The organism is Methylobacterium sp. 37f, assembly GCF_023093475.1.
In the GTDB taxonomy this organism is placed as follows: Bacteria; Pseudomonadota; Alphaproteobacteria; order Rhizobiales; family Beijerinckiaceae; genus Methylobacterium.
In genome coordinates, this window is record NZ_JAGHKN010000050.1 from 1 (window position 1) to 21,824 (window position 21,824).

General features: G+C 58.5%; 19 protein-coding genes and 2 pseudogenes. 14 read left to right on the top strand and 7 right to left on the bottom strand.

What is annotated here, in order from left to right:
* Window positions 1–120: pseudogene (locus J7U37_RS22500) on the top strand (IS630 family transposase); the annotation flags it as partial.
* A gap of 21 nt (window positions 121–141) precedes the next feature.
* Complete coding sequence (locus tag J7U37_RS22505) at window positions 142–1,050, top strand: helix-turn-helix domain-containing protein (protein ID WP_247637162.1); 909 nt, start codon at window positions 142–144, stop codon at window positions 1,048–1,050.
* Window positions 1,051–1,209: 159 nt separating this feature from the next.
* Here J7U37_RS22505 and J7U37_RS22510 read toward each other — a convergent pair whose 3' ends face one another.
* The gene (locus J7U37_RS22510; RefSeq protein ID WP_247637163.1) at window positions 1,210–1,806 is read right to left on the bottom strand and encodes a sugar O-acetyltransferase; all 597 of its coding nucleotides are present in this window, start codon (window positions 1,804–1,806) and stop codon (window positions 1,210–1,212) included.
* Window positions 1,807–1,950: 144 nt separating this feature from the next.
* Here J7U37_RS22510 and J7U37_RS22515 point away from each other — a divergent pair, with 144 nt between their 5' ends.
* On the top strand, window positions 1,951–2,208 hold the full coding sequence (locus tag J7U37_RS22515) for a hypothetical protein (protein WP_247637164.1): 258 nt from the start codon (window positions 1,951–1,953) through the stop codon (window positions 2,206–2,208).
* Window positions 2,209–2,574: 366 nt separating this feature from the next.
* Here J7U37_RS22515 and J7U37_RS22520 read toward each other — a convergent pair whose 3' ends face one another.
* The 4 genes from J7U37_RS22520 to J7U37_RS25205 all read right to left on the bottom strand — a co-directional run bounded on the left by J7U37_RS22520 (window position 2,575) and on the right by J7U37_RS25205 (window position 5,736).
* Window positions 2,575–2,814: a hypothetical protein gene (locus tag J7U37_RS22520; protein ID WP_247637165.1), complete on the bottom strand. Its 240-nt coding sequence runs from the start codon at window positions 2,812–2,814 to the stop codon at window positions 2,575–2,577.
* A 156-nt stretch (window positions 2,815–2,970) separates the two neighbouring features.
* The gene (locus J7U37_RS22525; protein WP_247637166.1) at window positions 2,971–3,705 is read right to left on the bottom strand and encodes a Crp/Fnr family transcriptional regulator; all 735 of its coding nucleotides are present in this window, start codon (window positions 3,703–3,705) and stop codon (window positions 2,971–2,973) included.
* Window positions 3,706–3,839: 134 nt separating this feature from the next.
* The gene (locus tag J7U37_RS22530; protein WP_247637167.1) at window positions 3,840–4,130 is read right to left on the bottom strand and encodes a hypothetical protein; all 291 of its coding nucleotides are present in this window, start codon (window positions 4,128–4,130) and stop codon (window positions 3,840–3,842) included.
* A 457-nt stretch (window positions 4,131–4,587) separates the two neighbouring features.
* Window positions 4,588–5,736, bottom strand: coding sequence for an Ig-like domain-containing protein (locus J7U37_RS25205; protein WP_282104117.1), 1,149 nt, complete (start codon window positions 5,734–5,736; stop codon window positions 4,588–4,590).
* A gap of 542 nt (window positions 5,737–6,278) precedes the next feature.
* On the opposite strand from J7U37_RS25205, the gene J7U37_RS22545 reads away from it, so the two are divergent.
* The 6 genes and pseudogenes from J7U37_RS22545 (at window position 6,279) to J7U37_RS22570 (ending at window position 16,427) form a co-directional block, all read left to right on the top strand.
* Window positions 6,279–7,381 (top strand): IS3 family transposase gene (locus tag J7U37_RS22545; protein WP_247637168.1). Its coding sequence is split into 2 segments (ribosomal slippage): window positions 6,279–6,534 and window positions 6,534–7,381, totalling 1,104 coding nucleotides; the frame shifts between segments, so codons are not numbered across the junction.
* 454 nt (window positions 7,382–7,835) lie between these two features.
* A complete protein-coding gene (locus J7U37_RS22550) occupies window positions 7,836–12,293 on the top strand; it encodes a cadherin-like domain-containing protein (RefSeq protein WP_282104119.1) in 4,458 nt (1,485 codons plus the stop codon).
* A gap of 693 nt (window positions 12,294–12,986) precedes the next feature.
* Window positions 12,987–13,703, top strand: a complete 717-nt coding sequence (locus J7U37_RS22555; protein WP_247637169.1) for a sugar transferase — start codon at window positions 12,987–12,989, stop codon at window positions 13,701–13,703.
* A gap of 293 nt (window positions 13,704–13,996) precedes the next feature.
* A pseudogene (locus J7U37_RS22560) lies at window positions 13,997–14,143 on the top strand (IS6 family transposase); the annotation flags it as partial.
* Between the two features lie 676 nt (window positions 14,144–14,819).
* On the top strand, window positions 14,820–15,338 hold the full coding sequence (locus J7U37_RS22565; protein WP_247637170.1) for a MucR family transcriptional regulator: 519 nt from the start codon (window positions 14,820–14,822) through the stop codon (window positions 15,336–15,338).
* A 648-nt stretch (window positions 15,339–15,986) separates the two neighbouring features.
* On the top strand, window positions 15,987–16,427 hold the full coding sequence (locus J7U37_RS22570; RefSeq protein WP_247637171.1) for a PilZ domain-containing protein: 441 nt from the start codon (window positions 15,987–15,989) through the stop codon (window positions 16,425–16,427).
* A 57-nt stretch (window positions 16,428–16,484) separates the two neighbouring features.
* On the opposite strand, the gene J7U37_RS22575 is transcribed toward J7U37_RS22570, so the two are convergent.
* Window positions 16,485–17,237, bottom strand: coding sequence for an IS6 family transposase (locus J7U37_RS22575; protein WP_247637172.1), 753 nt, complete (start codon window positions 17,235–17,237; stop codon window positions 16,485–16,487).
* Window positions 17,238–17,475: 238 nt separating this feature from the next.
* On the opposite strand from J7U37_RS22575, the gene J7U37_RS22580 reads away from it, so the two are divergent.
* From J7U37_RS22580 to J7U37_RS22600, 5 genes are all read left to right on the top strand, one after another.
* Window positions 17,476–18,240 carry a Crp/Fnr family transcriptional regulator gene (locus tag J7U37_RS22580; protein WP_247637173.1) on the top strand — a complete coding sequence of 255 codons (765 nt, stop codon included), beginning with the start codon at window positions 17,476–17,478 and terminating at the stop codon, window positions 18,238–18,240.
* 2 nt (window positions 18,241–18,242) lie between these two features.
* Window positions 18,243–18,506 (top strand): hypothetical protein, encoded by a 264-nt coding sequence (locus tag J7U37_RS22585; protein WP_247637174.1) that lies wholly within the window; start codon window positions 18,243–18,245, stop codon window positions 18,504–18,506.
* 312 nt (window positions 18,507–18,818) lie between these two features.
* Window positions 18,819–19,136: a hypothetical protein gene (locus J7U37_RS22590; protein WP_247637175.1), complete on the top strand. Its 318-nt coding sequence runs from the start codon at window positions 18,819–18,821 to the stop codon at window positions 19,134–19,136.
* Between the two features lie 135 nt (window positions 19,137–19,271).
* The gene (locus J7U37_RS22595; RefSeq protein WP_247637176.1) at window positions 19,272–20,006 is read left to right on the top strand and encodes a Crp/Fnr family transcriptional regulator; all 735 of its coding nucleotides are present in this window, start codon (window positions 19,272–19,274) and stop codon (window positions 20,004–20,006) included.
* A 123-nt stretch (window positions 20,007–20,129) separates the two neighbouring features.
* Window positions 20,130–20,402: a hypothetical protein gene (locus tag J7U37_RS22600; RefSeq protein ID WP_348773017.1), complete on the top strand. Its 273-nt coding sequence runs from the start codon at window positions 20,130–20,132 to the stop codon at window positions 20,400–20,402.
* 706 nt (window positions 20,403–21,108) lie between these two features.
* On the opposite strand, the gene J7U37_RS22605 is transcribed toward J7U37_RS22600, so the two are convergent.
* A complete protein-coding gene (locus tag J7U37_RS22605; RefSeq protein WP_247637177.1) occupies window positions 21,109–21,321 on the bottom strand; it encodes a hypothetical protein in 213 nt (70 codons plus the stop codon).
* Window positions 21,322–21,824: the final 503 nt, after the last annotated feature.

Below are 21,824 nucleotides of genomic sequence, written 5' to 3' on the forward strand. Positions count from 1 at the left end.
GCTGCTCGCACGCTCGCAGACCTCTCCGACACCATCAAGCAAGCCTTCGGCCGCTTCACACCGGACGAATGCCGTAACTACCTGATGGCCGCAGGCTACGATGCCTTTGACCCAACTTGATCGGGTGCAGCTCTAGCGCCGATGTACGAGGTCAGTCCGACCACGCCATCCGCCCCGCTGCCTTTCGGCACCAACGTCGCTTACCAGATCGACGACCTTGTCACTCACCGCACGCTGCTCTCGACACAGCGGCTTCAGCGTGACCGTCGACGCGTCGAGGCCGGTCCCGACCACTACATGTTCCAACTCTACCGTTCCGGACGCTTCCAGGGCACGGTCGCCGGCAAAGCGCTCTCGGCCTCGCGTGGCACTGTGACCCTCATCGGCCGCCGTCACCTGCTGGATGGGCTACTCGACCGGGCCGATGCGATCGGCATCGCCGTTCCCTGCACCCGCCTTCACGGGCTGCCGCTCGAAAAGCACGACCTGCTGTTCGATCCGGTCCGCAATCGGCTGCTGGCGGCGCGCATTCTCGACATCTATCGCCGATTGCCGACCACACGCGCCGCCGAAGCCCCGGCTCTGGCCGATGAGTTCGTGACCTTCCTGCACCGCCTCCTCGATGGCTCGCACGCCACGGACGTGCTGGACGGCCGCGAACTCGATGGCGGCCTGATGGCGCTGGCCAGGATGATCGTACATGCGAACCTGTCGCGCCCCGATCTGTCGCCTGAATTCATCGCGGGGCAGATGCTGGTCTCGCGGTCCACGCTCTACCGGCTGTTCGAGCCGGAAGGGGGCGTGATGCACTTCGTGCGACGCGAGCGCCTGAAAGCCGTGCGCGACGCTCTTGCCGATCCCATGGAACGGCGCACCATCGGCCGATTGGCGGAGGTCTACGCCTTCAGCAGTGTCTCGCAACTCAGCCGCAGCTTCCGCAACCGCTACGGCGCCCCGCCCCAGGCTTGGCGTGGCGAGCGTCAGGCGGTCCAGCGGATCAACGGTCAGGGAACGGTGCAACACGTCTGGAAGTGGCTGCGCGAAACCTGATGCCTTCATCCGAGGGTGTGTCTGGGCAATCAACACCGTGAGACGGCGACCGCATCTCGCACGCATTGATCTCGGTCTTCGAGTGGTCACTGGCAGAGGTTTTGGACGATGTCCGCCAAAGACGTTCCTTACCCGAAAGCGGATGGGCAGAAAGCGATTCTAGGCGGACTTGAAACCGGTTCGATCCGCTTCTGTGATCGAGCGGATCACCCGGCAGGGCACGCCTGCGGCGATGACGTTCGGCGGCACGTCCTTCGTCACGACGCTACCGGCACCAATGATGCTGTGATCGCCAATCGTCACGCCCTGGTTGATGTTGACGCCACCGCCAACCCAGACCCGGTTCCCGATAGTGACCGGCTTTGCGTAGCAGGCCCCCGCAGCGCGCTCTTCTGCGTCGATGGCATGGTTCGAGGTGTAGATACCAACCCGAGGACCGAACAGGACGTAGTCCCCGATCGTCACTTCAGCCCCATCGAGAATGACGCAATCGAAGTTAGCGAAGAAGTTGCGTCCGATGGTGATGTTCTCCCCGAACTCAACACGAAGCACCGGCTCGAACAAGGAACCGGGTCCGATACTCCGCACTAAGCGCCGCAGCGCCTCGTCACGCATCTCCTGCGATTGCCCCCATGTAGCGTTGTAGGCATTCGACAGGCGGACAGCCTCAGCGCGTGCCTCCACCAACTCGGAGGTGAGATCGTCGTACATCGCACCCGAGAACATCAGGGCCTTGGTCTCAGCGGAAATCCGCATACGTATCCTCGCCAGGGGTGATGCGAAGCTGGTAAGGCGCCGCTCCACAGCCAGTAACGGATATTCCAAGGACGAGCATCGCACTGCCGACCATGCGAGTGGCGCGCATTTTAAGATGTCGCATAAGCGTGCGATACGGTGCGGATGACACCACTCTGCATCTGCGTCCGCGAGATCGATGCCGCGTCTGAGATTACCGACACTACGGTGGTGTCGAAAGTTGATGCTGCGATCGATGCGCTAGAGGCATCATGCTCCACGCCAACCGAACGAATTCTGGCGCTGGAACGCGTCTACGGGACGTTTTCACGCCGCCGCCGTAGCAAAGCTCAAGCTCCGTTTGGCCTCTTCATCGCCAAGCACCTCGATGTGCGCCAGAACCGTATCATGACACGGGCCTAACTGGTTCGCCTTCAAACGCCCTATACATGCGTTTGTGTAAATGGCCGGTTTCCACCCCACTGCGACTCCCGAGCCGGCAGGCTGCAACGAGCAAAACTACCCCGAAGCGGACCATCAATTGTGAGCTTCAGGCTGTCTCGGTGGCCGCGAGTTGCGGAAGGTGATCAACCGGCTCGAACCGCTCTATGAACCGCATTCCGTCACAGAGGTCGAGGGCATGCCCATCCACAAGGGCTTGTGCTTTGTCCTTGGCTTCGTCGTCTCTCGAAGCCGAAATCGTCGTGTTGAGAACCCCGCCTCCGTCAGCGTTGAGCCGCAGAGCCCGGTAGCTCGGCGCCCCATCCGGCTCAGCAGAGGGGGGACCAGTCACCGGATCAGCCACGTGCCGGTGTAGGTCACTGCGGCGGAGTAGATGGGATGCCCATCCTCGTCCGTCACTAAAACCGAAAAGGCTTGGTGCTCGCCGTCTTTGGGAACTTCGTACGCCGCGATCTCTGGCAGGACCATCTTTGCGTGATGAGCAGCCTCCTCAGGACCGGCGAGGTCGATACCCTCGTCGTCGCGGAGTGTTTGGCCGTCATGGATATCGAAGAAGTAGCGAGGCATAGGGTTCTTCGCGCGCAGCAGGCGGGAGCACACAAGGTCTCACAGGCGCGGAAGGCCGGGGGTGTGGCCGCGATGCGCTACAACATAGGCCCTGTACCCAACTGAAAACTTAACAAATGGGTGTAATTTCTTGCCCCTTGGGGAACGTCTGATACCTCACATAGCAGGATACGGCGGAGCCTTGGGATGAAGGTGAAGGTAGTTCGGATTGAACCCGGCGTGAGCCTGAATAGCCGCGACGTCGGGTAGGGTCACACGTTTCTCCTTGACCACAACCAGCCCCAGACGTCGCAACTCCTGTAGTACCCGGTTGATGTGCACGTTCGAGAGACCGGTTGCATCGCCAAGGTCGACTTGGGTGAGGGGGAACGCATAGCTGTTCTCTGTCGCAAGCCCGACTATCTGGAGGCGGATCAGGAACTCGCAGAACAGGTGTGCGACCTGCTCATCGGCAGAACGACGGCCCATGCACACCAGCCACTCTCGGAGGATTGCTTCATCGACGAGGCCAGCCCACTGCAAGGCGCGGTTGAGCCCCGGATGTTTCCCGGTGAGGTCGTTCATCACAGAACGCGGGATACGCACCACGTCACAGGAACTGATCGTCCCGATGCAGTGGTCCATCTCGCCCAGGATCGACACGTTCAGGTCGCAGAAATCACCGGGCAGGAGGAAGGCGACAATCGACTGTCCACCGCTGGGAAGCACCTTGTAGCGGCAGGCGAAGCCCCTTTGGATCAGCTGGACGTGATCGGGCACATCTCCTTCCGAGATGAGTGCGGTTCGAGATGGGACATCGCGAACGCGCGCACTCGCATCAGTAAGAGCCTTCTCTTCGGGCCCAGAGAGGATGAAACGGCGTCCAAGCTTCTGGATGAACGGATTGAGCATGTGCCCTCCTGGGCCATGCCCTCCGGTCAGTATGTCGACCCAAGCAACGATAATCGAGTAGATTGTGCCGAATATTAGGATGTGATTTTCTGCAAGATTGCAAATTGGAAACCACGACAACACACGCTACAGCATTACAAAAGACTTGGTTCGTGCCATTCGCCTGAGACCGTCACTTCCACGCTGTAAACAATATTCCCGGAGGTATTGCGGACTGAGGCGTTGAACGCTTGTTGATCACTTTTCGGCAAAGCGTCTTTGGCGATCTCTGCAAGCGTCTTAAGAACCTCTGTCTGTGCAGCCTCTACGTTGGGAAGGTCGATGCCTTCCTCATCCCTGAACTGGGTGCGACCATCGTCGAAGTCGAAGTAAAGCTTCATCAGCCCTGCTTTCGATAAAATACTACCATTTGTGAGGAACAGCATTTTAGTTTATGATCAAGCGCTCGTCGTTACCTCAAGTTAAGCGCTGTCTGACGGTCGGGTATCTTACATTTATCCGAACGCAGCAGGTCGGGTCACGTCCGCTTCACTCGTAATGCGGACGTTCGGTGGGCCATCGACGAACTTCTGCATTCCACCCGGAATGGTCATTCCAAGCCGCTACTCACCGGCATGCCTCGCAAAGGCTACGCCTGCGCGATGTGCATAGCTCGGCGGTGTCAGGTATCCGATCGGATACCCGACGCTATTAAGCTATGCACTTCGCGCAGGCGTAGCCTTTGCGAGGCATGCCGGTGATGAGCGGCTTGGAATGACCGTCCAGGGCGGACTTCTGCCTGTCCACTTTCGGGCGGGTGATGGGCGAGGCGGACGTTGCCTTTCAGGATCTTGGCGCCGCGTGGCAAGGGACCCAGACCAAGCCAGGTCCCTGTCCGAGGGTTCAGGCGAACGCGTAGTCGTTCGTGGTCAGCACCTGACCCAGCGCACCGCCTGCGCTGATGAGAAGCTGTCCTTCCGTTACACCCCCCGTATCATGGACCTCGTACACCCGCGCGTTGCCTGAGGTGCCGACCAGTTCCAGCGTCGAGCCCGCAGCAAAGCCCGTGAAGCGGATCACGTCGCCCCCGGCCTGGCCTGCCCTTTGGAAGTCCACGATCAGGTCGGTGGCACCCGTCACAGCGAGGTCGCCGCGAGCGATGTGGAAGGTGTCGTTGCCCGCACCGCCACCCATGCGATCAGCACCAAGACCGCCCGTGATGCTGTCATTGCCGGCCGCGCCCGTGATGATGTCGTTGCCAGCACCACCGTTCAGTGCATCACTGCCGGCACCACCCCGAAGGGTGTCGTTACCCTCCAGACCAGCGATCAGCACCCGTGAGGTGGCCGAGGATTGGTCGATGACGTCAGCGGCAGTGGTGCCTCGGAAATAGCTAGCCTCATCCAAGGGAGTGACGTTAAAGTCGAACCGGGCACGAGGCTGGGTAAAATCGAAACCGCGGTCGAAAAGGTCGAACTCTACGCTGTCTGCGCCAAAGTAATACCGGTCCGGTACGTAAGTGAAGCGGGTATTGTATTCGCCGAGAGACACCGTTTCCAAGTGCCCGTGCTGAGGCCCCTCGACGATGATGCCGCGGAGATCACCCTCGAAGATCACGACACTCGTATCTTCCGCCAAGGTAAAATCCTGATCCGTCAGGTAGAAGTAGGTAGGGAAGATAACGGCGCCCGTGGTGCTGGTCGCACCCGCGCTATCCTCGATCGTGTACGCGAACGAGGCCGCGTTAAAGCTGTCTGGACCTGCCGGCCCATCCAAGAGCGACGACCAATCTTTGGGTAATGTGAAAACCACCCTCTGGCCCGATGCATCCGACACCAGCTCAGCAGTGCCGGACTCACCTCCGTCGACGGACACAAGCCGAATGACGTCCCCTACATCCGGGTCCGTGTCGTTGGAGAGAAGCTGACTCACGGGAATCTCAATCACCGTGGCAAAGGGATCTAATGACAGGAAGTCTATCTGAGCAGAGGGCGGAGCGTTGGCTAATGTCTCAAATGTTGAGTGCAGCTGCTGGTCCGTAACGGCGTTCATGTCGCCTCCTCATGCTTTGCCTGGACGGCATCCGGCCACCCATTCGGGAGGGTCCTCCAGAAATGATTCTGATACAACAATAATTTTCGAGTTCGTTTGCGCTGGTTTGGGTGCACTCCCAGACCTATTGACCCCCAATGAACGGGGATCCACTTACCGCGACATCCCAGAATAATTTTCAAGTAGATGTGAAAACTTACGAGATGGCTAGGCTATTCCATCGTAGACGGACAGAGACTAGGCGCCGCCGTTGTACTTACCGCTGCGTGATCCGCGTCCGAAGTCGCGATCTACCCCAACGTGCCGTCCGATGTGGCCTCAGCCGCCTAGGCGGCGGCTGAACACCGTACTAAGCTGATGCTCCGGCTTCGATTTGCCCTTTCAAACTTTCAACGGCTTCGAGCTCAGTGCGATGTGCGCCGAGCGTATCCTTGGTGGTGTCCTTCGGGTCTTCACCCGGCGCCTGACCCTGACCCATCAGAGTGGTCCGCGCTGAGCGCAAGTTTTTCGGGCATCCTGAACCCTGAAGGAGGGTGGATGCCATGCCTCGCAAACGCTTCACGAATGAACAGATCGCCTTCGCCCTGCGGCAGGCGGAGAACGGCGCCACGGTGGACGAAGTCTGCCGCAAGATGGGCGTCTCCGAGCCGACCTTCTACCGCTGGAAGAAGCAGTTCGTCGGCATGGGCGTGCCGGAGATCCGACGGCTCAAGCAGCTGGAGGACGAGAACAGCATGCTCAAGCGGCTGGTCGCCGATCTGACGCTGGACCGCTCGATGCTGCAGGACGTCCTCAAGGATCAGTGGTAAGGCCCGCCGCTCGCCGCGAGGTCGCCGGCCACCTGCAGGTGGTCTACGGCATCAGCGAGCGCCGGGCCTGTCTGGCTACCGGCTTCGGCCGTTCGTCCCAGCGCTACAGGAAGCGCTCGGACCCGCAAGTCGCGCTGCGGATGCGGTTGAAGGAGCTGGCTGCCGCACGGGTCCGCTACGGCTACCGGCGGCTGCACATCCTGCTGCGACGGGAGGGCTGGGAGGTGAACCATAAGCGAACCTACCGGATCTACAGGGATGAGGGCCTGTCGATCCGGTCCAAGCTGCCCAAACGCAAGCGGGCCTGGCGATATCGCCAAGGGCGACCAGCGATCGGTGGGCCCAACGAGGTCTGGGCGATGGACTTCGTATCCGACCGCATCTTCGACGGGCGTCCGTTCCGGATCCTAACGGTCGTCGATTGCCATACGCGAGAGGCGCTCTCACTCACGCCGAGAGCCAACTTCCGCGCCTTCCAGGTGACCGAGGCGCTCGATGCCTTGGTCCGGCTGAGGGGGCGGCCCAAGAGCTTGCGGGTCGACAATGGGCCGGAGTTCGCCGGCCGCATGCTCGACCAGTGGGCTTACCTGAACGGGGACGAGATCGACTTCTCTCGACCGGGCAAGCCGACCGACAACGCCTACATCGAGTCGTTCAACGGTCGCCTACGAGCGGAATGCCTGAACGCTTCGTGGTTCCTGTCGCTGACGGATGCTCGCGAGCGCATTGAGGACTGGAGGTGCCACTACAACGAAGATCGACCCCACACGGCCCTGGGCGGCTTGACGCCCCGAGCCTTCGCCAACCAAGCTGTCACAGCCCGAGAACTTGCATAGGTCGTGGACCACAAACGGGGTCAACTCCAAATGAGGATTGGTATAACTTTACCCTTGGACCACCGCGTGGGGGCCGATCACCACTCGCCGGACGAAATTCATTGCCGGGTTCCGCAATAATCGTGAAATCTCGATCGTCCAGCGTCTGCAGGTTAGGCCGACACTCATTACTCAGTAATGGGTTCAACGAAAAAAACCGAAGATTTGAGAAAATTTTGATCGTTTTTCTGAGAACAATATTCTCAAATAATGCTAGATTTATATACATTATATGACGTTTTTATGTGCAAATTTAATATGTATTTTCCTTAATTCCTATGCTAATCGATGCACAGTCAATTATCAAACGTCGATGTATCGGCCAAAAACTATAAGCATTCGGTGGCGAATGTAAATAACATAATCTAAATATTTCGCACTAATTACAACAAATTCAAGAGTTTTAGGGCTTGTCATGACTCAAAATAGCATAGTTTCTCTTGCAGAAACAGAAATTCGTGTCAGCGAATTATCATCTTCTGTGACGGCGCGCGTCGTCCGAACGGGGCCGTTAACTGATGCCGTTACAATCACCTATGGTGTTACTGGCGACACAGCTTCAGCGGGAGAGGACTTCGCAGGTGGCTTTGGAAGGGTTGTCATTCCAGCTGGTGCGGAAGAAGCAACGATTTCAATAGCTCTGCATAACGACTTGATTGGCGAAGAAACTGAGGTTTTTGCCCTCTCCCTAATTAGTGCTGAGGGAGCAAACCTTTGGGCCCCGCGTACTACGCGCATTTCCATCCTCGATGATGAAACACCCGCGCCGCCGCCTCCTTCGGAGCCGCCTCTCACGAGCGAGTATGATGTTCGACAGTCGCCTTCAGTCAGCGGCCTCAACCAGCCGATAAAGTTCGAATTTTCGCCGGTAAATTCCTCTCTCGCCTACGTCGCTGAGAAGGGGGGAGCCATTCGCGTTGCTAATGTTGCCACCGGCATGGCGAGCACATTCCTAGACCTGAGTGATCGCGTCAATGAGTCCGGAGATCGGGGCTTGATGGACATTGCTCTTCATCCAGATTTTGAGAACAATCCATATATCTATGCATTCATTGTTGCCGATCCATCCGACTCTGCTGGTTTAACCGGGAGTGCTGGTTTAGACGGCTCGGGCAACCGCTTCTCCCAAGTCTTACGCTTCACCGCCGATGCAGCGACCGGATACACGACTGTCGTCCCAGGAAGCGAAGTCATCATTCTCGGGAAAGGCGGCCAGTCTCTCAGCGACATCAGTGGCGAAGGTCGGCAGGATTTCACTGACCCAGCCTTCGCGGGCCTCGTAGCTTCAGATCGTTATATCAACCCATCACAGCCTGTACCGGCCGTCATCAATGGCTTCAAGCAAGATTATATGAAGGTGGACTCGGCGTCCCATGCTGGCGGATCTCTGGTCTTCGGGCCCGATGGTGCGCTCTACGTCGCAACGGGTGATGGTACCTCTTTCAATTATGCCGATCCACGCACGCCCGACGTCCTTGCGCTTGATAGTCTCTCAGGGAAAATCCTTCGGATTGATCCCATTACGGGTCAGGGCTTAGCCGACAATCCCTTCATGCAGGACGGTGTCTCGCTCGAGAGTAATCGTGCAAAGGTCTTTCAAACCGGCTTGCGCAATCCATTCTCAACAACTTTTGACACGGAAGGCCGTCTATTCATCACCAATACTGGTTGGAACTCCTACGAAATGATCGAGATGGGAGGACCAGGAGCGAACTTTGGCTGGCCCTATTATGAGGGAGGCGACGGTGGTCTTCTGCTGCAGACACCGGGCTATCGCAACTCGAGTTCTGCTCAGGCTTTCTATGCTGCAGTCGGACGGGGCGAAATCGACGTCACGCCCGCCTTTCGTGCATTCTCTCACAGCGCAGCTAATCCTGGCTTCCAGGTGCAGGCAATCACCGGTAGTGAGGTTGTCTATTCTGGCAACGTTTATCCAGATGCATTTCAAAATGACCTCTTCTTCTCTGACTTTTCGGGCGGGGAAGTTTTTACCGTCGATGTGAATAATCGATCAGACGCAAAATTTCTCTTCCAATCTGGAACAGGTACCGCCCCGACCCATTTTGCTCAGGGCCGCGATGGTTATGTATACTATAGTGATATTTCCTCTGGCGAGATCGGGCGCCTCGTAATTACGCTACGTGAAGCCCCGCCGCCTACTGAACCCGCTCAATTCACGGCAGGAACGGCCGGCAACGATGTGATCGACCTATCGTCTCGCGGAACTCGGCCGCAGCTGGTCAACGGCCAAGATGGCAACGATACGATCATCGGCGGCTCCGGCAACGACACCCTCAACGGCGCTGCCGGAAACGACATCCTGACCGGCGGCCTTGGAGCCGACAGCCTGACCGGCGGCACGGGAAGCGACGCGTTCGTGCTCCGAAAGGCCGATCTTGTCGGCACCACGGCTCCGAATGCAACGCTCGACCGCATCGGCGATTTCAGTGGTGCTGGTCAAGTCGGGGGTGACACCATCGTGCTCCAGGGCTTCACGTCCGAGGCGGTTCTCGTTCGGGTTGGTAGCAGCGGCACCGTCAACACCTACCAGGTTGTGGAAGGTGACACCGCTGCCGGTCGCTTCACCGTCATTCATGATGGTAGCGCTCTTGCTGGAGATGACTTCCGCTTCGAGGTTCCCTCAAATCCAGGAGGGCCCGTCAATACCGCGCCGGTCGGTTCCAATGACGTGTTCACTGCGAGCGAGGACACAGCGCTCGTGGTTGCGGCGGCCAACGGAGTGCTCGCCAACGACACCGATGCTAACGGTGATCCTCTCACCGCTTCCTTGATGAGCGGACCCACCAAGGGTGTGTTGTCGCTGAGTGCCGATGGTGCCTTCTCGTACACGCCCAGTGCCAACACCAACGGGGTCGACAGCTTTACCTACGCTGTCTCGGACGGGAGGGGCGGTTCCGACACCCGCTCCGCCACCATCACCGTTGCGCCCGTGAATGACGCACCAGTCGCGGCGGCTGACACCTTGGCGAGCCAAGCGGGTGTGCCGGTGACGGTCAGCGCGACGATGCTGCTGGCCAATGACACCGACGTCGATGGTAACACCCTGTCCCTCACAGGTGTGACGGCGGGCTTGGGCGGTACGGTCGCGCTGAACAACGGCCAGGTCACCTTCACCCCAACGGCCGGGTTCACCGGACAGGCGACTTTCACCTATGCCCTGTCCGACGGCGCAGGTGGCTCTACAACAGGCAACGTCACCGTCAACGTCGCCCCTGCTCCTCCCCCAGCCCAGCCGACCCAGTCCACCCAGTACACCTCGGGAACGGCCGGCAACGATGTGATTGACCTATCGTCTCGCGGAACCCAGCCACAGCTGGTCAACGGCCAAGATGGCAACGATACGATCATCGGCGGCTCGGGCAACGACACCCTCAACGGCGCTGCCGGAAGCGATGTTTTGACCGGCGGCTTAGGCGCCGACAGTCTCACGGGCGGAGCCGGTGATGACCGCTTCGTGATTCGGAAAGCCGACCTTGTTGGCACCATGGCTGCGGGCGCAGCTCTCGACCGCATCGGCGATTTCAGTGGCGCTGGTCAGGTCGGGGGTGACGCCATCGTGCTCCAGGGCTTCACATCCGAGGCAACCCTCGTTCGGGTTGGCAGCAACGGCACCCTCAACACCTACCAGGTTGTGGAAGGTGGCACCTCTGCCGGTCGCTTCACCGTCATCCATGCTGGCGGCGCTCTCGCCGAAGATGACTTCCGCTTCGAGGCCCCCTCCAATCCAGGAGGACCCGTCAATACCGCGCCGGTCGGTGCCAATGACGCGTTCACCGCGAGCGAGGACACAGCGCTCGTGGTTGCGGCGGCCAACGGAGTGCTCGCCAACGACAGCGATGCTAACGGTGATCCTCTCACCGCTTCCTTGGTGAGCGGGCCCACCAAGGGCGTGTTGTCGCTGAGTGCCAATGGTGCCTTCTCGTACACGCCCGGTGCCAACACCAACGGGGTCGACAGCTTTACCTACGCTGTCTCGGATGGGAGAGGCGGTACCGACACCCGCTCCGCCACCATCACCGTTGCGCCCGTGAATGACGCACCAGTCGCGGCGGCTGACGCCTTGGCGACCCAAGCGGGTGTGCCGGTGACGGTCAGCGCAGCGACACTGCTGGCCAATGACACCGACGTCGATGGTGACACCCTGTCCCTCACAGGTGTGACGGCGGGCTCGGGCGGTACGGTCGCGCTGAGCAACGGCCAGGTCACCTTCACCCCGACGGCCGGGTTCACCGGACAGGCGGCCTTCACCTACGCCCTGTCCGACGGCGCAGGTGGCTCCACAACGGGCAACGTCGCTGTCTCAGTGACGGCCAGCCCCACCGAGCCGCAAACTGCGCAGTACACCAGCGGAACGGCTGAAAACGATGTGATTGACCTATCGTCCCGCGGAACCCGGCCACAGCTGGCTAACGGCCAAGATGGCAACGATACGATCATCGGCGGCTCGGGCAACGACACCTTCAACGGTGCTGCCGGGAACGACGTTCTGACCGGCGGCCTGGGCAAGGACACCCTCACCGGCGGCACGGGAAGCGATACGTTCGTGTTCACCAGCGTCGCAGGGGCGGGGAGTGGCACGAATACGACTACTGGGCGGGACGTCATTGCGGACTTTCTCAGCGCGCAGGGCGACCGGATCGACCTTGCGGGTATCGATGCGATCGTGGGAGGTGGCGACGACGCTTTCAGCCTCATCGGCACCGATGCTTTCACCGCGGCCGGGCAAATCCGCTACGTCGTGCAGGGCAGCACGACCATCATCGAAGGCAATGTCTCGGGAACCGACGGCGCTGAGTTCCAAATCCAACTCTCAAAGGCCGTTACTCTGACAGCAACCGATTTTATGCTGTGAATTTGTTATTTTGCTACAACTAGCTTTGATCCGTTCCATAACACTCAAGCCACGAACGGACCTGCATCAGCAGATCTGTGTTGCATTCAGATCAGAGATTTTGAATTTGTTGGCAGTCTTCCCTGATGGGGAGGTGTAGTACTGCAAATCGGCCCTTCGGAATCCGTGCCAAACTCTCCAACGTCACTCAACGATCGAGGGATGAGAATATTTACTGGTGGTATGACCCTCCAATCTCACAACTACCTTCTTACGAAACGCATCGAGTGCATGAAGCACATCAGCGGTAGCAGGCGACCGCCGCGAGGACGAGCCCCAGCGCTGCCCCAAGCTGTGCCCCCACTAATCCGCCGATCCATCCCCACGGAAGGCCCAGCCAAAGCCCGAGTACGGCCATCACTATTGCGCCGCACACCAAAACAATTAGCAACTGTTCACCTCCAGCCCATCATATGATAAGATTTATAATTCAGGCATTGGTCGATAACGTCAATAATCTAGAACTTAATATCTACATTACAGAGCTGTCATAAATTGTGATTGGCACTTTATATTCATAGTGGTGGCACGAAGATCAGATAACCATGACCGGTTGATAGACGCCACCCTTGTGCATTCACAAAAATGCAGATATGGAATTTGCTTTAAAAGTCAATTAACTACGTAGAACTGTTCCAGGCGAGGAGAATGCGCATGCTGCCTGAAGCTGGATATCACAGTCCCTCCACTCACGATGCGCCGCACCATCCACTTAAGATCGTTGCGCAGGCGGTGCTTCCGTTAGAGCAGCCCCAGCGTCTGGAACGCGTCGCTAAGCGCAGCCTCGACATTGGTGTTGCGGGCACGGCGTTGTTCCTCCTCCTGCCGCTGCTTCTGCTGATCGGCTTGCTCGTTTGGGCCGGCGACCACAAAACTCCCATCTTCCGGCACACGCGGATTGGACGGGGCGGTCGGCGCTTCGGCTGCCTGAAGTTCCGCTCCATGGTCACCGATGGTGATGCCGTGCTGCGCGCGCATCTGGCAGCCAACCCCGCCGCTCAGCGTGAGTGGGAGAAGACACGCAAGCTCATACATGATCCCCGTGTGACGCCGCTGGGCTCGGTTCTGCGCAAGACCAGCTTGGACGAACTGCCCCAACTCGTGAATGTGCTGCGCGGTGAGATGAGCCTGGTTGGACCTCGTCCGATCGTCTCCGCCGAGATCGAACGCTACGGCGCGGCCTTCACCACCTGCTTCTCGGTCACACCTGGGGTGACCGGTCTGTGGCAGGTGTCGGGGCGCAGCGATTGTACTTATGCCGAGCGGGTCGCGCTGGACCTCGAATATGCCACGCGCTGGAGCTTCTCGCGCGACATCGTCATCATGCTGCGTACCATCCCGGCTGTGTTGGCTCAGCGCGGGAGCCGCTGATACCTCCAACATTGCTGAAGCGGCGGGGCGAGACGCTGGCTGGCCATCAGGACCCGCCGGAGATGCGGTATTGAAGGCCCTGATGCTCAATACGTTGCTGGGTTTGGATCTGTGCCGCCTTGGGTCGATTTGGCAAGCTGCGGTGCTGGTACCGATCGTTGCCGCTGAGGTGACTTACGGCGGTGTACGGCCGATAGCTGGACGCACTCAGAAGGGGCCTATCGCAAACACGCGGCATTTATCCCGCGTTGACCATCTGGCCCGCATGGCGCCTCCGTTTTCTGAGGCCAACCATGAACCTGTCCGCTATCGCTGCGAAGCTCGAACAGCGCGCCAAGGCCGACTTCAAAGGCCGGCACTACGAAGCGATCCTGATCGTACAAGCAGTCTCTTGGTACCTGTGTTACCCGCTGAACTATCATGATATCGAGGAGCTGTTCTCTGGCTGTACGTCAAACGCGGGTTCAGCCGGGGAGGGCTTCTAGACGATCAGGCTCGACAGAATACGCGGGGGCTCCAAAGCTTCCTCGGTGACCGACGTTGGCGTGGCCTTCTGTTCAAAGACCGTAGCCAAGGAAGACATCGGGCTCGCGAGGTGTTTGCCTTTCCCCAAAGCCTGGAGCGGTTTGGCCGGGATGAAGCTCCGTCCGGATATAGGGCTACGTTTGATCTCGACGGCAAATGACCGCCGTGCTTGCTTTGGTAACATACCTTATCGATGAGAATATCTTAGATTATTTTGTTCATTAGACGTTCTAACCAATATTATCTCATGATTTGTAGTAGAGTTCGTTTACAGAGGCCTATCGTATACTGATGCCAAGATGGCGTCTGAAGAGTGGGACGCAGCCTTCCGGAAAATTTCAGCCCAAGCTACCTTCGTAGCTTTCACGCCCCTGGCTATGGCCGGATTTTTCTTGATCCAGGTGAAAAGACGCAATAAAAACTTGATAAAACTTGATATTGGATATAGTAAGTATTTGCATAACTTCTTAAGATGCTATTGGATGCTGATCCATCACCATTCGAAGAGCTCAATAGGTCATTCGACCGAATGGGGTAAGTCGACGGCGCTACGGGTCCGCGTAGGTCCCATTTCAGGAACACGCAACGCTCATGGACGATCAGACCATTTCGCCATCGCCTGACTTCCTGGGCCTTACAGCTGGTCTCGTTGCTGCCTACGTCGCCAAAAACTCTGTTCCAGCGACAGAACTGCCGGATTTGATGGCTAAGATCCATGCCTCTTTAAGTGGGCTGACGAGTGCAGCTTTAGTTAAACCTAGTAAGCCCGAGCCACCGACCCTAGCACAGGTTCGCAAGTCGATCACGTCCGATGCGTTGATCAGCTTCGAGGACGGCAAGCCTTATAAGACGCTGCGGCGTCATCTCGCCCGGCGGGACCTCTCGCCCGAGTCTTATCGCGCGAAGTGGGGGCTCCCGGCGGACTACCCGATGACGTCGGCTTCCTACTCGGCGCAACGCTCGGAACTCGCCCGGAGCTTCGGCCTGGGTCAGCAGCGTCGCAAATCATCCTCCATTGCGGCTGACGATGAGCAGACGCAGGTTGACGCTGCTCCTGCAAAGCGCCGTGGCCGTTCCTCCAGGGACACAAAGCCATCCGCAGACGCTTGAGGGTGGCGGCGCCTTTGATTTTAGCCGCAGGCGCAGACACGGTCCCGGCACAAATTGCTGCGGGCCTTACGGTGGGACAGCGTCGACGATGCTCTAGCTCGTCAAGCTGCAGATGACATCCATGACGCGGGAGAGATCCGGTCGTCCTGGGTCGCCGTGGTTATGTATGCAGAAGCGTGCGGTCGTCGATCTGTGGGACCGTTGCGGGGTACGCAGGGATCAACAGTGTGCGCCGGGTACGCATGATCCTCAGCAACCTCTCGGTCCGGGCCAGTTCGGCTTGTGTTTCGATCGGGTCTCCCTCGTCCGCAAGCAGTACGGCGATGTGGATCATCTGCTCAACACGTCGCTCTTCAGCCCGAGCGATGATCCGGCCCAGGGCTCCGAGCCCGTCCTCCTGTGGTCCTGTCATCGAGGCGACCTCAAGGAGCGAGAAGGCGGTGATGGATTTCGACGCCGGCAATCTGAGATAACCAGTATCCAGATTATAATCTCATACACTATCAAATGGTTGCTCTAATATTTTTTATTGAAAGCCGTCTGAATGCAACAATTATGGGCTACTACAATCACGTTTACGGTTCATTAACTTCTAGATACTGATATTGATTTAACGTCGTGGAGTAAGTATGAATCAAGGGGCGTGATATGTCCGACCAAAGACGAGTGCAGAGACAGCCTTGCCGCTTGGATGCGCGAATATTTGTGCCGCAGCTTAGTGCCCCAATCCGTTGCACGATCAAGGACATCTCAACGCTAGGAGCCTTCGTGCAGCCAAACACACGTCAATCAATTCCGGCCAGCTTCGATCTGTCTATCGGAGGAAGCAGCTCGCCCCGCGCATGCCGCATCGCTCGACGTGAGGCTCACGGCTTTGGCGTCGAGTTTCTTGATCCTGTCCGGCACGAAGTCGAGGACCTGCTCATTGAGCACGCCTTCAAGGAGGAAATGATGTTTGATGAACTCTATCCCTCCCTGAGCGGAGAGTTGACGGCGACGAAGATGCGCCTGCGTCAGACGACCAATGCCATCATGGAGTTGATTGAGCGCCGTAGCGCCATGCGTTGGCAGCACACAAGGGCGGCCTAATCCGGGCGTGTCGCGAACTTGGATCTGAGACGCGGAACGACCTCTTCCGTCGCGCTTTCACGCTTTGTTCGCCTGCGGAAGTCCGAAGCACACTTTAAGCAGCTGGTTCTGCTCACGGACAGTCCAAGCGCCAGCGAAGCCGAAGCCCTTGCGCAGCCAGAGCACCGCCTCGAAGCCGCAGATCGTGCGCCGGGCCGTGTTGAACGAGCGGAAGCCGCCGATCCGAGGCATGTTCTTCTTGAGCCGGAAGTGGTCGCTCTCAATGCCCTGCTGCAGGTGTTTGGTGACGTAGTGGATCGGCGTGTGGGGGAGTAGGCCCGCCTTCCGGCTCTCAGCGATAGCGGGCGGGTAGGTGCTGGCGCCATCCGTACCGATGCGATCAGGTGCAAGTAACGGCGGGTCCGCCAGCATCTTACGGAAGAACCGCTTGGCCGCATCGAGGTCGCGGCGGGCGGTGAGCAGGAAGTCGACTGGATTACCGTGCTTGTCGATGGCTCGGTAGAGGTAGCGCCACTCGCCGCGGACCTTGATGTAGGTTTCGTCGATCCGGATTGATCCGCAGTGTGGCTTGCGGAACTGGCGCAGCCGCTTCTCGATCAGCGGCGCGTAGGCCAGGACCCAACGGTTCAGCGTGGAGTGGTCGACCTCCAGGCCGCGCTCCACGAACAACTCCTCGATGTCACGATAGCTCAACGGGTAACGCAGGTACCAGGAGACGGCCTGGACGATGAGCGCAGCCTCATAATGCCGACCCTTGAAGTCGGCCTTGGCACGCTGCTTGAGCTTGGCGGCGATGGCGGACAGGATCATGGGTGGCCTCCGAAACGGGAGGTGCCATGCGGGCTCTATGGTCAACGCGGGGTAAACGAAACCCGTTTGCGACAGCCCCACACTAACACCCTTCGATCACGGACACGCCCGGAGGCATGCCTGCAAAGCCCAGCCTTCTGGCAATAATTGTAAAATCCGGCAAGACGCAGTCATATGATGAAGAAGCTGTCGGGTTTCCGACATAAGATGCAACATCTTGGCTGCGTGATGAGACCCGATGCAGGACGCCCTGATCCGCAAGCTTGAGAGCTTCCAGGAATTGACCAACGAGGATCGGGGGGCACTGAACGCCCTAGTCCCGCGCTTCCGGAATGTGGGTCCGCACATCGACCTGATCCGGGAAGGTGAACCGCCCAACGATATCCACCTCATTCTCGACGGATACGCCTGCCGCTATAAGGTTCTGCCAAACGGTCAACGCCAGATCATGGCTTATATGGTGCCGGGCGATTTCTGCGACCTCAACGTGTTCATCCTCGATCAGATGGATCACAACATCGGGACGATTACCGCCTGCCAAGTCGTCGACATCCCACGTTACGCTATCGAAGCAGTGATGGTCGATCGCACCAGCATTACCCAGGCTGTGTGGCGCTGTGCACTCGTTGACGAAGCCATCCTGCGAGAATGGCTGGTCAACATCGGCGGTCGACCGGCTAACCAACGCATCGGCCATCTCATGTGCGAGTTGCTGCTACGGCTTGAAGCGGTAGGAGGCGTCCAGAACAACAGCTACAGCTTCCCGTTCACGCAAGCCGACATCGCCGACACGATGGGGCTGTCGAACGTGCATGTGAACCGCACGCTCCAAGAACTTCGGGCAATGGAGCTAATCGAGCTAAAGCGCCGGGTACTTACCATCTTGGATGTCGAGCGCCTGAAAGCCTACTGCGGCTTTAACCCGAACTACCTTCATCTCAAGAACTCGCGCTGGAGCACCGGCCGCAGCGTGCCATGGCTAAGCAGTAGCTCCGGAGGGTAGCCGTGAGCCGTCAGGGCAACGTTGAGACGCTCATTGTCCTGCAGCCAATTGCTGTCGATACAGGAAGCCTCGATCGCACCGGCATGCTGGTGATAGCCAATGGGATGCTGGTGGCAGTTCTCATCCGCCTCGACGCTCCTGAACACGAGAACCCTCAGGGCTGGTTCGTGGAGGCCGCCTTCGGACAGTTAAATGGGCTTCGGATTCCGGCTTTCGACACTCTGAAGGATGCAACACGCTGGCTGCGGCAACATCTTAAATCCTGACACCAGCGGTATCTCTCGTAAGGAACCTCGACCAAGAAGCAGGCGACCACGCTGCTGACCATGACGGGCGGCTGTTATCGTCCCTGGTGGTCGTAGTAGCGGCACGGATTGCGCCGGCTCCATCACATCGCCTCGGTTCGCTTTTAGTGATCTAAATCGGACGCTCGGTACCCTCTGCAAAGAGAAGAATGCGGACGTTCGTCGATGGCTCACCGAACGTCCGGATTATGGCGAAAGCGGATATGACCTGATCTGCCGCGCTCAAGTGAATGTAAGATACCCGACAGACGGAACGCTGATTAACAAGAGGTAATGACGAACGAATTACGTTCCATTACGCTATCATCCTCGGTAGAAAATAGAAATTTATGGAAAGCAGAGCTATTGAAGATATATTTTGACTTCGATGATAGTCATACCCCGCTTAGAGATGAGGAAGGCATCGACCTTCCCGACGTAGAGTCCGCCCGGACAGAGGTTCTTAGGGCGCTCGCAGATATCGCCAAAGACGTTCTGCCAAAAAGTGATCAACAGGCGTTCAGGGTTTCAGCTCGCAATGCCTCCGGAGACATCGTCTACAGCGCAGAAGTGAAAATTTCAGGCGGACGGCACGAACCTCGCCATCAATAACTTCGTTCCGGATGTTTACGTAGTTATTACGCTGTAGCGGAGCTTGAATTTATATTCCACGCTTCAACGCAATCTTTCTAGTCAATTGCCGCTTAGCTCGCCATACTAACCATAGGGCATGGCCCGGGAGGGCACATGCTCAATCCGTTCATCCAAAAGCTTGGACGTCGTTTCGTTCTCTCTGGGTCCGAAGAGAAGGCTCTCACAGATGCGAGTGCGCGCCTTCGCGATGTTCCATCCCGGACTGAGCTCATTGGGGAAGGAGACGTGCCCGATCACGTCCACCTGATCCAGAGAGGGTTCGCCTGCCGCTACAAGGTCCTCCCGGGGGGTGGGCGGTCGATTGTCAGCTTTCTCATCCCGGGAGACTTCTGCGACCTGAACGTGTCGATCCTGGGCGAGATGGACCACTGCATCGGAACGATCAGCTCCTGCGATGTGGTGCGTATCCCGCGTTTGGTGATGAATGACCTCTGCGGGAAGCACCCGGTCTTGAACCGTGCCTTGCAGTGGGCCGGCCTCGTCGATGAAGCAATCCTTCGGGAATGGCTGGTGTGTATGGGCCGTCGTTCGGCCGACGAGCAGGTCGCACACCTGTTCTGCGAGTTCCTGATCCGCCTCCAGGTGGTCGGGCTCGCGACAGAAAACAGCTACCCGTTTCCCCTCATCCAACTCGACCTCGGCGATGCAACCGGGCTATCGAACGTTCACATCAACCGGGTGCTCCAGGAGTTACGACGTCTGGGGCTGGTGGTGTTCAAGGAAAGGCGTGTCACCCTACCTGACGTCGCTGCCATCAAGGCTTATGCGGGGTTCAATCCCAACTACCTCCACCTGCATCCCAAGGCTCCCCCATACCCCGCTATGTGAGGTATCAGACATTTCCTACGGGGCGGGATCTCACTTCCATTTGTTAATATTTTTTGCAAATCTGACGCCTATGATGTAGCGCATCGCGGCCATACCCCCGGCCTTCCGCGCCTGTGAGACCCCGTGTGCTCCCGCCTGCTGCGCGTAGAGATCCGTGTGCCTCGCTATTTTTTCGACATCCATGACGGGCGGACGCTTCGCGACGACGAGGGCATTGACCTCGCTGGCCCTGAAGAAGCTGCTCGTCACGCAAAGACGGTCCTACCCGAGATCGCGGCGTACGAGGTACCCAAGGACGGCGAGCATCAGGCTTTTTCGGTTCTGGTAACGGACGAAGATGGCCATCCCATCTACTCAGCCGCCATGACCTACACGGGCACATGGCTGATCCGCTGACCGGGCTCCGGTCTGCCATTCATGACCATCAAAGCAGCCTCAATCTCACGATTAATAGTCTGCTTTGCGTCAACTCCGGCCATGCCAGCCTGTTGGCCCGAAAGTCTGAGTAGGGTCGGAACCCGCCAGTCGGCTCTACGAACGGATCAGGACGGCTCCGGTTATAACCTGATGTCGGGAATACCGTCGTTAATCCGACATCCTGGTCGTATGCGCATGGCGCGTTGGAAAGAGACTAAGGCCTTGGCGTTGTCGCAACGAAAAGGGGCCGCCCCGATGAGGAAGCGGCCCGAAGTCGAGGAATCGCCCTGGGAGGGGCTACAACGCCGCGACCCTATCGCCGTGCTGTGTTGAGCCAACCCCAAGGGACGGGCGAAGTTCATTCCGAGCTGGCACAATGGTTCTAAGCACTTTTGCCGCGTTGACGTTATCCTGCCAATGGCAGACACAAAGGCGACCGAAGGGACGAGACAGTCCTGCGGAGGAACGCCCACGACGAGGTCAGCGAGCGCATTGTGCCGTTGGCCTCGTTCGCGTTGGCAGATGGCATAGAAGATGTATTCTCGACCTGCTGGCGCGTTCCGAGCCCCCCAAGCGATGAGTGTCAGCCCGGCGGCAGAGAGGAGGCTTTTCCTTTTGTGCCGCCGGTTATCGCGGACCTTAGCGCCTCTGCCGTGGACCACTCTGGTGCTGCCTCTGAAGCCGGTCAGCGCCTCGGGTGTCCATTGGCGGCGGCGCGAAGCATCCTCTCGATCTCCTCCATACCCTGCGCCCTGGCTTTAGCTTCGGACGGATGATCGCGATCCGAGCGATTGAGTAGCTTGCCATGCTTTCGGACAACCCACTGCCAGATCCCTTCGCGCCTCGTTTTTGGCTCAACTTTAAGGGTGTACGGATAGGTGTTGGTTGTCTCGCTCATGGCTAGTGCCCTCGATGCGCGTCATCCAATGCAAGGTGTTCTAGAATGCCCTAGGACGGCCGTGAGGCCTTAGATGCACCCTCACCGCTAAAAACACGCTCAAGCCGACTGACGGGCCTCTGAGGCCATCCTAGAGCGTATCCATCCGGACTTCCTGGGGCTCTTGCCAGCCCACGCCGGCCATTCTCCAGACCAAGCCGGAGCCGCTGCCCATTTCCGGCCACTCACGGTGCACTCCTTGTCACCGACCCGGAGGAGAACCTTCTCGGCATCGTCTCTTCCGGTTTGGGAGCCAATGAAGCGAGCTGGCTGACCGTCGATTTCCTTCAACACTGCGCGGCAGGTCATCCGAGCCTCCTTGCTGCATCGCGGCGAAGCCTACTGCAAAGCAAAACAGCCGCCAATCCAGTGATGCTGCTACCCGGCGGCGCGCCGGCTCCTCAGATGCGACCGTCCTCGCGCGCACAGCTTGCACCCGGTGAAGATATGCCAATCCAAGTCAA